A 15,877-nucleotide genomic window follows, 5' to 3' on the forward strand; every position below is an offset into this window, starting at 1 on the left:
TGGCGCAAAACCACCACAAAGGTGCCTGGCCCTCTGTGGTGGTTGCGACGTCTACGGGCCAAACCATCACAACATTCGATGTTTTTCGGCAAAATCGCGATTTTCATCGAATGTTGTGATGGTCTTTACTGCCTTGCGGCACGATCAAAATGCCGGCGCCCAAACAGCAGCAACGCCGCAGGGACAGCCGTCACGACCAGGCCCGCCCCTACGAGTGTCTGCTGCACGCCAAATGTCGCCGCCAGCCACGGGGCAATCGCCAGCGGGGCCACGCCGGCAAACATATTGCCAAAGCCCATGACCGAGTTCACGCGACCGAGCTGCTCGAGCGGTGCCGTCGTTTGCACGATGGTGTTGTGGAGCGGGTTGACGACACCCCAAGCTATGCCCAGGGCGATCTGGCCGACGAGGGCCACGCCCACGTACGGCGTCCCCACATAGAGCAGACTTCCTAGGCCCACGGACATGAGCGCCACGAGCAGCGTTTTAAGGTTGACCAGGTGCGGCGGCAAGCGGAACGCGAGCACGGCACCCAGCACCGCGCCCACGCCCGATGCCGACGAGAGCCAGCCCATCCACTCAACGCCGACGTGCAGAACATCGCGGTAGAAGAACGATTCGAGCGGGTCGAAGGCTCCGTAGCCGAAGTTCGAAAGAAAAATGATGCAAAACAGCAGGGCGAGAACGCTGTTGGTGAAGACTGTCTTGATGCTGGCTGCGAAGGTAGCGCGGGCGGACGTGCTGGGGTTGGAGCTTTGTCCCGCACGCTCCCCTTCCTCTGCCGAATCGGCATCCGCATGCCCGGCGACATGGCTGGTCTGCGGCCTAAAGCCCCAACCGGCGACGAGCGCCAGCACGGTAAAGAGCATCATGAGCACAAACACCGCGCGCGACGACGCAGCCGCCGCGACAAAGCCGCCCAGCGTGGGGCCAACGATGATACTCACGTTTGAAAACATGGCGATGGCGGAGTTGATGTCTTTGAGCTCGACGGGGTCATCGGTGAGGTAGGCCGGATAGGATGTAGCAATGGGCTGGGCGAATCCCATCGTAAAGCCTAGAAACACCGCGCCGAGCAGGACGACGCCGGTCGCGCTGCCAAAGGCGAGGATTGCCGCGCCAGTTGCGAGAGCGCCGACGATGCTCAGCAAGAAATGGCGGCGCGGACCCCAGGCATCGAGCGCCGCGCCACCCGCAAAGGATCCCAGGATCACGAAGACGTTCATGAACAGGACGGCCAGCGATGTCGCGACGACCGAAGCGCCGTCCGCATAGGTGAGCGTTCCGATGACGCCGATAAAATAACTGGTCTGAAACCCGGTGTAGATGAGAAAGCGCATCGCCACCAGACGCTTGGCCTGCACAGACAGCGATGATTGAGGCTTTGAGAAAAGAGAGACGAGCATGGAGACTCCTTGTTTCGTACGAATGAGGACGGCGGGCATTCGCCACCGTCTGTCAAATCAATCTATCCGCATGAAACATTAGACGCATCAAGCCCCTTTTCTCCGTTTTTCGCCCGTCATGAACTACTTGGTAGATTATAAGGCATGTCCCACACATCTACTAAAGCAAAATCCACCACAAAGGTGCCTGACCCCTTTGTGGTGGAAATGACGTTTGCCCAGATAAAACCTGCCAAAACAAACCTGTCCCTATTTGGCATGTTATGGCAGCGCAGCGAGCCGGCCCCTAAAGATGATCTTGGATCAGATCGCAGATGGCTCGGGCGTCGTTGATGTTGATGGCTCGGGTCGCGAAGCCGGCGTCGAAGGCCTGACGCGCCAGGGCCTCGTTGCAGGCAAGTGCCAACGTGCGGCCGTCGACCAGGTCGAGTGAGCTCTTGCCGCGCAGACGGTCGACACCGGAGCGCGCGACCACGATGTTGTCGAAGCCCTCGGTCTTGTAGCCCTCGATGATCACCACGTCGACATCGTTGTAGCGCGACAGCAGCTCGCGCGCGGGCATCTCGTCCTCCTCGCGCGTGTCGGCGTACTCCGCCCAGCGCGTGGCGCAGATGAGTCCCACGTGCCTGGATCCGGCCTGGTGATGGCGCCACGTATCCTTAGCGGGCACATCGATATCAAAGCCATGATGCCCATGATGCTTGAGCGAACCCACGCGAAGGCCGCGGCGGGTGAGCTCGGCAATGACCTTCTCGACGAGCGTGGTCTTGCCCGAGCTCTGGTAGCCGATAAACGCGATCGCGGGGACGGCCGGGGCCGGAGCTGCGGACGCGACGGCGACAGGCGCGCTTGCGGGTGCGGCACCGTCAGCGGCCACAGCCTCAACAGCAGCGGCCTGACGCTCTGCACGATCCCACACGCCCGAGCGACCGCCTTCCTTGTGCAGCAGGCGCACGTCGACGATCTCCATGCCGCGATCGACGGCCTTGCACATGTCATAGATCGTTAAGCACGCGGCACTCGCGCCGGTCAGGGCCTCCATCTCGATACCCGTCTTGCCCGTCACGCCCGCCGTAACCAGTACGTGAAAGCCGACCTGCCCGTCCGCGCGCGCCGGCGCCCATCCCTCGGGCACGTCCTCGGCCGGCGTCCCCGCCGCAGCGATGGGCGCAATGTCGCACTTGCTCTTGGTAATGAGCAACGGATGGCACATGGGAATGATGTCGCTCGTGCGCTTGATGGCCATGATGCCCGCCACGCGCGCGCAGGCAAGCACGTCGCCCTTTTTGGCGCGGTCCTGCAGCACCATGGCCTGCGTCTCGGGATGCATGAGAATGGTGCCCTCGGCGATGGCAATGCGATGGGTCTCGGCCTTGTCGGACACGTCGACCATGCGTACCTCGCCCTTGGCGTCCACGTGCGTCAGCTCGTCGCGACGGGCGTCGCGGGCGGGCTCGGTGGCAGCACTGGCAGTCGGCTGCGCGGACGCGTCGGCGTTGCCAGCATTCGCCGCAGCCGTGACTTTGTGGGCAGACATCGCGGCCCTGCGAGCGGCCTTGGTGGCATCGGCGTACCTGCTCTTGGCCATATGATCATCCTCCGATTTGGGACATAAATCGTTGTGTGCCCTCAATTATCGCGTGTTCCTGCGGCTTGTGGGCCACGGCATCGCGCCAAATCGAAAGTACCTGCATATCATCACCACGGCGCAGGGCGTCGCGCACCGAATACTCGGCATCGCTGAACAGGCACGGACGCACGTTGCCATCGGCCGTCAGGCGCAGACGGTTGCAATTCGCACAAAAATGATTGGACATGGCGCTAATAAAGCCGACCGTTCCCGCCGCGCCCGGAAAGTGCCAATAGCGCGCAGGGCCCGCGCCGGCAGGAGCGTCGTTGATGTCGAGCGGCTCGAGCTCGCCCAGTCCCGTCGCGGTGGCCCCGGCATTGATGCGCGCCCGCAGCTCGTCGCTCGGAACGGTGTCACTCGCATCCCACAGCTCGGGATTGAGCGCGGGCGCGTGAGGGTCCACAGTGCAATGCGAGCTCGTGCGCTCGTCGCCGATGGGCATATATTCGATAAAGCGCAGGTGGATGGGGCGGTCAAGCGTGAGCCGCGCGAGGGCCGCCACATCCTGATTGAGCCGGCGCACCACAACGCAGTTGACCTTAACGGGCTCAAAGCCCCAAGCCAGCGCCGCGTCGATGCCGGCCATGGTCTGCTCGAGCCGGCCCAGGCGCGTGATCTTTCCAAAGAGCGTAGGGTCGAGTGTGTCGAGCGAGATGTTGACGCGGTTAAGCCCGGCATCTTTGAGCTGCGGTGCCAGCTTGGGCAGCAGGGCTCCGTTGGTGGTGAGCGAGATGTCCTCGATCTGCGGAATCGCGCGGATGTCACGAATGAGCGGGATGATACGGCGGCTGACCAGCGGCTCGCCGCCCGTCAGGCGTACGCGGCGAATGCCCTCCCCCGCCACCAAGCGCACAAAGCGGGCGATTTCCTCGGCACTGAGTAGCTCATCGTGCGCGCGGGGCGCCACGCCATCGGCCGGCATGCAGTAAATGCAGCGGAAATTGCACTTGTCGGTAACGGCAATGCGCAGGTAGTTGATATCGCGGCCAAAGCCGTCATGTTGCACGCGCCCGTCCACGCAGCCCTCCCCTCACGCGGCGTTTTATTCTTCGGAAAACATAATACTCCACGGGAGAATCATGCCGACACCCGTACGACAGGACAGGTCGCTTCGAGCAAAACGGACTTTCCAAGCCCATCCTCAGCACGCAAACCATCACAACATTCGATGCTTTTCCCGATTTTGGCAAAAAACGTCGAATGTTGTGATGGTCTGCCTGCCCACGGCATCCTGTAGAAGGGCCGAAACGCCCCTAAAGGCCGCCGTCCCAGTGCCGAATCACGAATTCTCGCAGGTCGTTCTGCCGCTTTTGGAACGCTTCGCTTCGGTCGCACTTAAGGCCCATAGCGAGCGCGATGGCGTTCATCGCCCGGTGCAATTGCAGCTGGTGGGCAAACTGAGTCCCGGTGAGGACGATCATCCTAAAGCCCAGCGCGCTCAGCACGGTCATACGCTCCGCGTCCGACGCGCTGCGCTGTTTATCAAGATGGTCCGAGCCGTTGTATTCAATGCCCGTACCGCTCGCAGGCGCATATACGTCGATCTCGAAATACCCGGCCTTTGCGAGATACTTGAACTCGTTGGGAACATCGACCCGATGGTTGAGCTCGATCTTGACGTATCCCAGCCCGCCCTGGGAACGTTTTGCTACGACCATGATTGCGGTGGCCGTCTCCATGGGCGACCGCGCGCCATCGTGTACGCGCCTGAGCACGGCGGCCGCACGTATGGCCCCTTGACGAGATCGGTTCTCATTGCAATAGGCAACCAAGTCGGCAACGGTATACCTCTGCCCCATCTCGATATAATCGCCTGTCGACAGATGATTCAAATGGTATCGGGCGCAGATTTCATACCCATATTCCAGCTGCTCGGGCTCGCTCATCCACGAACCCGCTTGGACAAAGCACATGACCTCATCAACCACTAGAAGGCCCTCTGCCACCTCAAGAAGATGGTCTGGAGGTACCGGCGCCCCAAACACGTGGCACCTAAATCCAGCCGGCGTCGAGCGCTCAAAATCGAAGTTGACGAGCGTGTCGATGTGATCGAGCTCTTCTCGTGGAATACCAAGCGAAACCAGATAGTCGGTAACGATCCCGACTGCCGCTGAAGCCCTCAGCCCCTTGGCATCGAGCCCCAATTTGGGCAGGTCCGCAGTCGGCTCCGCCTCGCTAGCAAGCGAGTCCTCGTCGTATAGGCTGCTTGCTCGCGAGAGCGGCTCGGACGGGCGCGCCACGTTGTGGTACAGCCAAGCAGTCTTATGGGACAGGACGATCGGCAGGTCCATGAGCCCTCCAATGGAGTCGGATAACCAACCTTATTCTCCTGCCCACGGATCCGCACACCTTCGTGCGCAAGAAAGCGATTCCACCCGATCGAGTGGTAGAAAAACCATCACAACATTCGATGTTTTTCCCGTTTTTGGCAAAAAACGTCGAATGTTGTGATGGTTTGAGGCGAGGTGAGGGGCACGGAGGGGTCAAAGCATCGTGCTCGAACGGGTTAATCCAGCTCTTTTAAGCCATGTGCCAGCTGCCAGTACTCGCCGTGCTGGGCGAGCAGCTCTTCGTGCGTGCCGCGCTCGATGATGCGGCCGTGTTCGAGGACCATGATGGCGTCGGCGTCGCGGACGGTGGACAGGCGGTGCGCGATCATAAACGTGGTGCGGCCACGCATGATGCGGTCCATGCCGCGCTCGATGAGCTTTTCGGTGCGCGTGTCGATAGAGCTCGTGGCCTCGTCCAAGATGAGCACCGGCGGGTCGGCGACGGCCACGCGCGCGATGGCGAGCAGCTGGCGCTGGCCCTGCGACAGGTTGGCGCCGTCGGCCGTGACCGGCGTGTCGTACCCTCTAGGCAGGCGGCGGATAAACGAATCCGCGCAGGCAGCCTCGGCGGCGGCGCGCACTTCCTCGTCGGTCGCGTCGAGCTTGCCAAAGCGGATGTTCTGCGCAATGGTGCCGCTAAACAGGTGCGTGTCCTGCAGCACAATGCCAAGCGACCCGCGCAGGCTGGCCATGGCAATGTGCTTGACGTCGATGCCGTCGTACGTGATCTCGCCGTCATCGACCTCGTAGAAGCGGTTGATGAGGTTGGTGATGGTCGTCTTACCTGCGCCTGTGGAGCCCACAAAGGCGATCTTTTGGCCCGGCTTGGCAAACAGGTTGAGATCCGTGAGCACACGGGTGCCTGGCACGTAGGAAAAGTCCACGGCATGGAAGCGCACGTCGCCGGCAAGTGGGACCAAGCCGCACGTGAGCTCGGTGCCGTCGGCAGCCACCGCACGGCCCGACTCATCAACGGCAGCCACATCATGCAGGTGCCCGTACGCGCCCACGCCCTGGCCCTCGGGAATCTTCCATGCCCACGCGGCGTCGCCCGTCTGCACCAGCTCCACGCAGCCCTCGTCCACCTCGGGCTTAAGGTCCATGGCGGCAAACAGGCGCTCGGCACCGGCCAGCGCGTTGAGCAAAAAGTTGCCCAGCTGCGTAAACTGGTTGATGGGCATGGCCGCCTGGCGTACAAAGACCAGGTAGCTTGCAAGCGCGCCTACGTCGGCGAGCCCCTTGATGCAGAGCATGCCGCCCGCCACGGCGACGATGGCGTAGTTGGCATAGCCGATCACCACGGTCATGGGCACCATGGAGTTGGCGTAGCTCACGGCGGCGGTGCCGGTGCGGCGAAGCTCGTCGTTGCGGCAGGTGAAGCCGGCGACATTCGCTGCCTCGCGGTTAAAGACCTTGATGACCTTTTGGCCCGAGACCATCTCTTCGATATATCCGTCCAGGTCGCCAAGCGATGCCTGCTGGGCGGCAAAGAAGCGCTTAGAGCGCGCGCCCGAGTAGCGCGCATACAGCACAATGGCCGCATCGCACACGAGCGTGATAATCGTGAGCTGCCAGTTAAGGATGATGAGCATGGCCGTGGTGCCCACAACCTGAATGGCGGCCTGAATCACGTTGGCAAAGCTGTTGTTGAGCGCCTCGGAGACGGTGTCGACGTCGTTGGTGAAAAAGCTCATGATGTCACCCGAGCGCGTGCTGTCAAAATAACTGAGCGGCAGCGTCTGGATGTGCGCGAACAGGTCGCGGCGAATATCGGACACCACGCGCTGGGCCGCGCGCACCATGATCTGTGAGTAGCCCAGGGCCGAGAGCACGCCCGCGGCGTAGATGATCGCCGTCAGGATGACCTGCTTGGCGAGCAGTTCCTCCCCGCCCGTGGCCAAACCGTTAACGATGGGGCGCACCATGTAGGTGCCGGCGAGGCTCGCGATGGCGGCGACGGAGGCGAGCACACCCACCGCCAGCAGCGAGAACTTGGCATGCCCCATGTAGGAGAGCAGGCGGCGGAGCGTCTGCGCCAGATTGGCGGGACGGGCCTGAGCGGATGTCTTAGGCATGGCGCTCACCCCCTTCCAAGGTCAATCCGCTGGGGACGGAGGAAAACGGATCATTCGCGCAGCCATCGTCGCTGGCGTCGCCGGTGTCTGCGTTCCCCGCAAACTCCATCTGCGAGGCGTAAATCTCTTGGTAGATGTTGTCGCCCGCCAGCAGTTCCTCGTGCGTGCCCACGCCGTGGACACGACCGTCGTCCAACACCATAATGCGATCGGCATCCATGACGCTCGCGATGCGCTGGGCGATGATGAGCACGGTCGTATTGGGAATCCGAGCGATGTGCTCGCGAATCTTAGCGTCGGTCGCCATATCGACCGCGCTGGTGGAGTCATCAAAAATGAGCACGCGCGGATGTTTGAGCAGCGTGCGCGCGATGCACAGGCGTTGCTTCTGGCCACCCGAAACACCGGCGCCGCCTTGACCCAACTCGCCGTCCAGCCCGCCGATGCGATCAAGGAACTCGTCCACGCACGCCGCGCGGCAAGCCGCGAGGAGCCCATCGTCCGACGCCCGCGGATTGCCCCACTGCAGGTTCTCGCGCACGGTGCCCGTGAACAGCACATTCTTTTGCAGCACAATTCCCACCGCGTCGCGCAAGGTAGCCAGGTCGTAGTCGCGCACGTCGCGTCCGCCCACAAGCACGGCACCCTCGGTGGCGTCATACAGGCGCGCGATTAGCTGCACAAGCGAGCTCTTGCCCGAACCCGTGCCGCCGAGGATGCCCACCGTCGAGCCGCTCTCGATGCGAAGGTCGATATGCTCGAGCACGTCCTCGGCTGCATCCGCGCGGTATTTAAAGGAAACGTCGCGAAACTCGATACTGCCGTCCGCTGGCACCGCAGTCGCGAGGTCTCCCGCAGGGTTGGCGATAAAGGGCTCCTCATCGAGCACCTCTGCGATACGGCCCACACTCGTGAGAGCGCGCGTGAGCAGCAAAAACACGTTGGAAATCATCATGAGCGAGTTCATAATCAGCAGCACGTAGCTCATAAAGCCCGTGAGCGAGCCCACGCCCAAGCGGCCTTCGATGATCATGCGGCCGCCAATCCACAAGATCGAGAGCGCAGCCACGTACATCGAGAGTTGGAACACCGGCAGGTTGAGCACAGCGGTGCCAAAGGTCTTGGTCGCCGTGCCAGCGAGCTCGGTATTGACGGTGTCGAACTTGTCGCACTCGTGCTCGGCGCGCACGTAAGCCTTCACGGCGCGCACGGCGGTAAGGTCCTCTTGCACCACGCCGTTGAGGTGGTCCATCGAGGTCTGGAGTTGGCGGTAGAGCGGGCTCACGCGCACGGTAATGATACCGAGCACGATGGCGAGCATCGGCAGAATGACGGCAAAGACCGCCGCGAGCTCGCGCGAGAGCGCAAAAGCGTAGACGAGGCCCATGACCAGATTTACCGGCCCGCGCACCATGGGGCGGAAGCCGTTACCTACGGCGTTTTGAATCACGGTGATGTCGGTGGTCATGCGAGTGACAAGCGAGCTGGCGTCGTAGTTGTCCAGATTGCCAAAAGCGAGCGTCTGGATCTTGCGATACTCGGCCTCGCGCAGGTTAGCGCCCAGCCCCGAGGCGACGCGAGCGGACGTGCGCGCATAGCCCAAGCCAAGTACCAGCGAACATGCGGCGCACACCAACATATACGTGCCCTGCAACAGCATGTAGTTGATGTCGCCCGCGGGCACGCCCACATCGATGATATTTGCCATGATGACCGGGATAAACAGCTCGAGCGCCGTCTCGGCCGTCACAAAGAACACGCCGAGTATGGCATCGCGGCGGTATGTCCCCAGATAGGAAAACAGAATCTTGAGATTGCGCACGCAGGTTCATCCCCCATCAAACGTCGTTCGCAAACCCACGTATTATGGCGCGGCGTGCGGCGGTGTCAAGTGTTCCGAAATCGATTTCTGCAAGGCTAGTGCAGGCGCTAAGCTTGCAAGGTGCATCTCTGTATTCAATTGGAAATGAATGCGACCGCGACTTTTTCGCCCCGCCGCCAACACAAACCTTGACTCTACAATCGGTGTAGGGTTTTCACTACACTGGTACGTAAACGACCCAAGCCAGAAAGTGCCCCGACCATGGAACACGACCTCACACGCGGCAATGTCCTTAAGACCATCGCGGTCTTTGCCCTGCCCTATATGCTCTCCTACTTTTTGCAGATGCTCTACGGCATGGCCGACCTGTACATGATGGGGCAGTTTAGCGGCGCCGCCGGCATCACCGCCGTGGGCAACGGCGCGCAGACACTCTATATCATTACCGTGACGCTCGTGGGTCTGGCCATGGGAACGACGGTCATCGTCGGCCACGCCGTGGGTTCGCGCCGCTTCGACCGCGCCGAGACCGCCATCGGCAACACCATTACGCTGTTTATGGGCGTCTCGGTGGTGCTGGCCGCCATCTTGCTCGCGCTGTGCCCGCAAATTGTGGCGCTCATTGGCACGCCGGCCGAGGCAGTCGAAGGCACTGCCGCCTACCTGCGCATCTGCTTTGTCGGCATTCCGTTTATCGCCGCGTACAACATCCTCTCGGCCATCTTTCGCGGACTGGGCGATTCGCGCTCGCCTATGTACGTGATCGGCGTGGCATGCATCATTAACATCGCGCTTGATTTTCTGTTTATCGGCCACATGGGGCTCGGCCCCGTGGGCGCCGCACTCGGCACGGTCATCGCACAGACGGCCAGCGTTGCCCTCGCGCTCGTGTGGCTCAAAAGCCGTCGCACGAACATCCACGTTAAGCGCAGCGACCTGCGCCCCCAGCCCGAAGTGCTCGGTAGCATTCTTAAGATCGGCGTGCCCGTGGCCGTGCAGGACGGCTGCATCCAGGTGGCGTTTATGTTTATCACCGTCATCGCCAACCACCGCGACCTGGTCGACGCCGCCGCTGTGGGCCTGGTCGAAAAGATGATCAGCTTTTTGTTCATTGTGCCGAGTTCCATGGGCGCTACCGTCAGCGCGCTCACGGCGCAAAATGCCGGCGCGGGCAAGGGCGATCGCGCGCGTCAGGTACTCAAGGACGCCATGACCATCTCGGTGGTGTACGGCTGCCTGATCACGGTGCTGATGTGGCTGGTGGCGCCGGCGTTTATCGGCTTTTTTGCCAAGGACGCCGCAGTGGTCGCGGCCGGCGCCGGCTATATGCGCAGCTATATTTTCGATGCGATCTTTGCCGGCATCCACATTTGCTTTAGCGGCTTTTTCGCTGCATATGGCAAGAGCTACATCGGCTTTGCGCACAACGTGCTGGCCGTGGTACTCATTCGCGTGCCCGGTGCATGGCTGCTGTCGAATGCCTATTCTGACACGCTGTTCCCCATGGGCATCGCCTCGCCGTGCGGGTCAATTCTGTCGGCGGTCATCTGTGTGATTGCATTTACCGTGCTCAACCGGCGCGGGGCTTTTGACAAGCTGATGGCGTAGAGGGACAACGCGAGCCTGGCGCCCCTCCCCGACCCTATTGAAAGGAGCGGTCCCGTGACCGACATGCCAAGCGAACACACCGAGGGCCTGCTCCGCATTGGCGAGGTGGCGCGTCTGTTTAACCTGAGCGTGGGCACGTTGCGCCATTACGAGCAGATGGGCCTACTGGACCCGGCGCACATCGATCCGGCAAGTGGGTACCGCTACTACGGATCGCGACAGCTCTCCACCCTCAATACCATCAGCCACCTGCGCGTTCTCGACTTGCCACTCGCGCAAATCCGTGAGTTTGTGACCACGCGCGATGTGGACCTTATGCAGCGGCAGCTGGCTCAGCAGCAGGAGCTCATCGAGCGCAAGCGCCGCGAGCTGGAGCGCGTGTCGCGTAAGATCGATAACCGGCTTGCGCTGCTCCACGATGCTTTGAACACCGAGCTCGATACCATTTGCACAATCGATGCGCCCGAGCTTCGCTGCGCCGTGTTGCGCGAACGCGTCAACCCTACCGACGCCTATGCGCTGGAGTGGCAGATTCGTCAACTGCAGAAGGGCCAGCACGAGACCTTTGTCTTTCTGGGCAACTTGGGCGTCGGGATTGGCGCCGAGCGCCTCGCCGCCGGCGACTTTGATGGCTACGACGAGGTCTTCCTGCTGCTCGATGACACCGATGATTACGTGGGCGACGTCGAGGTGCGGCCCGCCGCGCGCTGTCTGACCATAAGCTTCCGCGGTACACATGGGCAAGCAGCCCCACGCTACGAGCAGCTGCTCGGCTATATGTGCGAGCACGGCCTGACCCCCGCCGGTCCCTCACGCGAGATCGCCCTCATCGATGACATCATCAGCGACGACCCTGCAACCTACGTGACGCAGATCACGGTGCCGGTTGCCCCAGCAAAGTAAGAACCGCCCGGAAGGCATCATGCTTCCCGGGCGGTTCTTCAATTTGGTTATCAATGCGCTAAGCCCGGGGCACCTCGCCAGTAGCCAAGATCTGCTCGAGCGCGTCCTCGTCCAGCACGGGCACACCCAGCTGCTCGGCCTTGGTAAGCTTGGAGCCCGCTTTGGGACCGGCGACCAGATAGCTCGTCCTCTTTGACACGCTGCCCGAAACCTTGGCGCCGAGCACCTTGAGCGCCGCGCCCGCCTCGTCGCGCGTGCGGTTGACGAGCGTGCCGGTGAGCACGAAGGTCAGACCCGCGAGTGGCTGTGCGTCGGCGAGCTCGCCTGCCACGCCGGCGTCGGCTGCGGCCTGCGCGTGCGCGGCACCCAGGTCGACCTCGAGTGACAGACCCGCCTGGCGCAGGCGCTCCAGCACGGCAAGGTTCTCGGGCACGGCCAGGAACTGCTTGACGCTCGCCGCAATCTTGGGACCGATGCCCTCGCACTTGGCGATGTCCTCTTCGCTCGCCAAGATGAGCTTGTCAATCGACAGGAATCGCTCGGAGATGACCTCGCCCACGCTTTTGCCCACGTGGCGGATGCCCAGGGCAAACAGCACGCGACCGAGCGGCTGGCTCTTGGACTTGTTGAGCTCGACGATGATTTTCTCGGCCGTCTTGAGGCCCACCGGGATGGGGTCGCCCTTCTTGACGCCCTTTTTGCTGTTGGAGCTGGCATACACGCGCCCCGTGTCCAGGCCGGCGATGTCATCGACCGTGAGCTGGTAGAAGTCCGCGACATCGTGGATCAGGCCGGCAGCGATCATCTTGTCGACGATTTCGTCGCCCAGGCCATCGACGTCCATACAGCCGCGGCTCACCCAGTGGAGCAGGCGCTCCTTGAGCTGCGCGGGGCAGTCGATGGACACGCAGCGGTAGGCCACCTCACCGTCCTCGTGGACCACGGGGCTACCGCACACGGGGCAGACCTCGGGCATGTGCCAGTCGACCGAATCGGCCGGGCGTTTGTCGAGCACCGGACCCACGACCTCGGGAATCACGTCGCCCGCCTTGTGCACGATGATGGTGTCACCCTCGCGCACGTTTTTGCGGCGAATCTCGTCGATGTTGTGCAGCGTGGCTCGTGCGATGGTAGAGCCGGCAACTGTGACCGGATCGAACTCGGCGACCGGCGTGAGCACGCCTGTGCGGCCCACCTGGATGCGGATCTCGCGAAGGACGGTCTGTTTTTCCTCGGGCGGGAACTTAAAGGCAATGGCCCAGCGCGGCGCGCGGGCGGTAAAGCCCAAGTCAAGCTGCTGCTGGAAGCTGTCGACCTTTACGACCACGCCATCGATGTCGTAGTCCAGGTCACCGCGATGCTCGAGGGCCTGGGCGCAGAACTCGTGGACCTCGGCCGGCGTGGCGCAGCGCGCCACGTTGGGGTTGACGCTAAAGCCGGCGCTACGCAGCCAGTCCAGAAACTCACGCTGGCTGTGGACGTGCAGCGGATCGGTATCGGCGATAGCGTAGATAAAGGTGGCCAGATCGCGGCGCGCCGTGACCTTGGGATCCTTTTGACGCAGGCTGCCGGCGGCGGCGTTGCGCGGGTTGGCGAAGGGGTCGCGGCCCTCGGCATCGGCCTCTTCATTCAGACGAACAAAGCTGCCCTTGGGCATATAGACCTCGCCGCGTACCTCGATGGTACGCTCGCGGTCGGCGCCCATGTGGGCGAGCGCCGGCTCGGACAGGTGCATGGGCACATCCTTGATGGTACGCACGTTGAGCGACACGTCCTCGCCCGTGGTGCCGTCACCGCGTGTGGCCGCGCGCACAAAGGTGCCATTTTGGTAGGTAAGCGCCACGCCCAGACCGTCGATCTTAAGCTCGCAGGTATAGGTGACGCTGCCGGCACCGAGCGCATCCTCGGCGCGCTGGAGCCACGCGTCGAGTTCGTCCAGGTCCATGGCATCGTCCATGGAATACATGCGTGCCATATGCGTGACCGGCGTAAACTGCTCGCTCACGTAGCCGCCCACGCGCTGGGTATAGCTGTCGGGCGTCACCAGGTCGGGGTAGGTGGCCTCGATTTCCTGCAGCTCAACGAGCATTTTGTCAAAGGCGGCGTCCGTGATCTCAGGCGCATCGAGCATGTAGTAGCGATAGGCGTGGTAATCGAGCTCGTGGCGCAGCTCGGCCGCGCGCGCTGCCGCCTGGGCATGGGCGTCGGTCGGTGCGGCGGCATCCGCGCTCGCGGGCGTTTCGGTATCGATGTCCACGCCGTCACCAAACAGGCTCGATTGCTCCATAGCGGCACTCCTTCGCTCGATTTCAAACGGATACAAGAGTACCACCGGTCGCCATGGTGCCGAATAACCCTTTCGAACCGCATCGAATCGGCAGCCGCCAGACCGGAGTGGATCGCGCGATCAACTCATGCCCTTGCCATTTCTAAATGATCCGTTTCCCCGTCCCCAACGGATCAATAAGAAAAGAGGGACTGTCCCGCGTTGGCGGGACAGCCCCCTCTGGCTTCGATATGTGTGAAGTGGCTCGTTAGAAACCCTGGCCATAGCCTTGGCCTTGGCCCTGGCCCTGTTGGCCCAGCAGCTCCTCCAGATACTGACGCAGCTGCTCGTCGGTAATACCGCCGTTGCCGGTGTCAGTCGCGCTGTCGTCCTGCTGCTGGTTCTGCAGCTTCTCATCGGAGCCCAGCTCGACGGTGACCTTTTTCTCGTCCTTGCCGCGCATGAGCGTGATCTCGACCTTCTCGCCCACCTCATGGCTGCGCAGCGCAATGATCAGGCCATCGGCGCTCGTGATCTCGTCGTCGCCCAGCTTGGTAATGACATCGCCCTCCTGGATGCCGGCCTTGGCGGCGGGACCGTCCTCGACGACGCTCGCCACGTACGCGCCGCTATCGGTGCTCAGCTTGTTGGTGCGGGCGTTGAGCGCGTTGACGCTCGAAAGCGTGGCTCCCATGTACGGGTGCACCGGTGTCTTACCGCCGATGATCTGGTCGGCAATGTTCTTGGCGTAGTTAACGGGAATAGCAAAGCCCACGCCCGAGCTGGAGCCCGAGTAGCTCTCGATGAGCGAGTTGATACCCACCAGCTCGCCGTTGTCGTTAACGAGCGCGCCACCGGAGTTGCCCGGATTGATGGCAGCATCGGTCTGGATCATGTTGGCATAGATGGTGTTGCCGCTGGTAGAGCTCATGGCCGTGGAGCGATAGAGCGCCGAGACGATACCCGTGGAGACAGACTGCTCGTTGCCGAACGGCGAGCCGATCGCCATGACCCACTCGCCCACGTTGAGCTTGGAGGAATCACCGATCTCAATCGGCGTGAGCTTGGAGGCGTCTGCGTCCTTGAGCTTGATGACGGCCAGGTCGCTCGAAGCGTCGTTGCCCACGAACTCGGCCTCGTAGGTGGTGCCGTCATCCATGGTCACCACGTACTGGTCATAGCCATCGACCACGTGGTTGTTGGTGAGGATGTGGCCCTCGGTATCGAGCACCACGCCCGAGCCGACGCTGCCCGAGCTGTCCGACTCGTCGGCAGACTGCGAAAGCGAGCCATTCTGGCTGCCGCTCGAAGTGGCGGTAATGGAAACCACGGAGGGCAACGCCTTGGCAGAAACGGCCTCGGCCAGCGTGGTGTCCTCGGAATCAATCGTAATCTTTTGCGTCGATGAACCCGAAGCACCCGCCGTCACGGCATTCTTTCCGCCGCCAATGTTGAGCGTGCCGCTCATAATGAGCGCAATGACCAGCAGGGCGCCGCAGGCACAACCGGCAAGCGCCGTAATAAAGATCGGCAGCTTTTTGGTCTTAGTCTTGACCACTGTGTGCTTGTTTACAACCTGCTGGCTGCCCAGCGGCTTTCCGGTCTGCGTGTCGTAGGCCTGCACGTAGGGAATGTTGCTGTCGGCAAGCGTCGACTCTACCTGCACACGCGGCTGCTGTTGGGTCTCGCCGGCGTTGCCCGCATCCTGGGGACGCTGGGAATCGTTCTCGCTCATAGCTGCGATCCTTTCGTCAAATAACCAAAGGCCCGCCAAACATGTGGCGGGCCATCATTGTTCACGTTGAGTTGTACCCCAAGCTGGGCAGTCCCGAGCACT

At 62.2% G+C, this 15,877-nt stretch carries 10 protein-coding genes; 2 read left to right on the plus strand and 8 right to left on the minus strand.

Annotated elements, in window-relative coordinates; translation table 11 throughout:
* Positions 1 to 125: 125 nt before the first annotated feature.
* The 6 genes from CHY22_RS06790 to CHY22_RS06815 form a co-directional block, all read right to left on the minus strand.
* Positions 126 to 1,406, minus strand: coding sequence for an MFS transporter (locus CHY22_RS06790; protein WP_158551178.1), 1,281 nt, complete (start codon positions 1,404 to 1,406; stop codon positions 126 to 128).
* Between the two features lie 286 nt (positions 1,407 to 1,692).
* Positions 1,693 to 2,994: a molybdopterin-guanine dinucleotide biosynthesis protein B gene (gene mobB / locus CHY22_RS10265; protein ID WP_089573191.1), complete on the minus strand. Its 1,302-nt coding sequence runs from the start codon at positions 2,992 to 2,994 to the stop codon at positions 1,693 to 1,695.
* 4 nt (positions 2,995 to 2,998) lie between these two features.
* Positions 2,999 to 4,054 (minus strand): GTP 3',8-cyclase MoaA, encoded by a 1,056-nt coding sequence (gene moaA, locus CHY22_RS06800; protein WP_233502838.1) that lies wholly within the window; start codon positions 4,052 to 4,054, stop codon positions 2,999 to 3,001.
* A gap of 235 nt (positions 4,055 to 4,289) precedes the next feature.
* The gene (locus CHY22_RS06805; protein ID WP_089573192.1) at positions 4,290 to 5,327 is read right to left on the minus strand and encodes a hypothetical protein; all 1,038 of its coding nucleotides are present in this window, start codon (positions 5,325 to 5,327) and stop codon (positions 4,290 to 4,292) included.
* Between the two features lie 215 nt (positions 5,328 to 5,542).
* Positions 5,543 to 7,441: an ABC transporter ATP-binding protein gene (locus tag CHY22_RS06810; protein WP_089573193.1), complete on the minus strand. Its 1,899-nt coding sequence runs from the start codon at positions 7,439 to 7,441 to the stop codon at positions 5,543 to 5,545.
* Complete coding sequence (locus CHY22_RS06815) at positions 7,434 to 9,263, minus strand: ABC transporter ATP-binding protein (RefSeq protein WP_089573194.1); 1,830 nt, start codon at positions 9,261 to 9,263, stop codon at positions 7,434 to 7,436. Before CHY22_RS06815 ends, CHY22_RS06810 begins: the two co-directional genes overlap by 8 nt.
* A gap of 261 nt (positions 9,264 to 9,524) precedes the next feature.
* Between CHY22_RS06815 and CHY22_RS06820 the strand changes: the two genes are divergently transcribed.
* Together CHY22_RS06820 and CHY22_RS06825 are read left to right on the plus strand one after the other, a co-directional pair.
* A complete protein-coding gene (locus tag CHY22_RS06820; protein ID WP_089573195.1) occupies positions 9,525 to 10,871 on the plus strand; it encodes an MATE family efflux transporter in 1,347 nt (448 codons plus the stop codon).
* 63 nt (positions 10,872 to 10,934) lie between these two features.
* Entirely contained in the window at positions 10,935 to 11,774 is an 840-nt protein-coding gene (locus tag CHY22_RS06825) for a MerR family transcriptional regulator (protein WP_089573228.1), read from the plus strand.
* A gap of 58 nt (positions 11,775 to 11,832) precedes the next feature.
* Here CHY22_RS06825 and ligA read toward each other — a convergent pair whose 3' ends face one another.
* Together ligA and CHY22_RS06835 are read right to left on the minus strand one after the other, a co-directional pair.
* Complete coding sequence (gene ligA, locus CHY22_RS06830) at positions 11,833 to 14,061, minus strand: NAD-dependent DNA ligase LigA (RefSeq protein ID WP_089573196.1); 2,229 nt, start codon at positions 14,059 to 14,061, stop codon at positions 11,833 to 11,835.
* Positions 14,062 to 14,308: 247 nt separating this feature from the next.
* On the minus strand, positions 14,309 to 15,775 hold the full coding sequence (locus CHY22_RS06835) for a trypsin-like peptidase domain-containing protein (protein ID WP_089573197.1): 1,467 nt from the start codon (positions 15,773 to 15,775) through the stop codon (positions 14,309 to 14,311).
* Positions 15,776 to 15,877 lie beyond the last annotated feature (102 nt).

Source organism: Collinsella sp. TF06-26, assembly GCF_002232035.1.
Classification (GTDB): domain Bacteria; phylum Actinomycetota; class Coriobacteriia; order Coriobacteriales; family Coriobacteriaceae; genus Collinsella.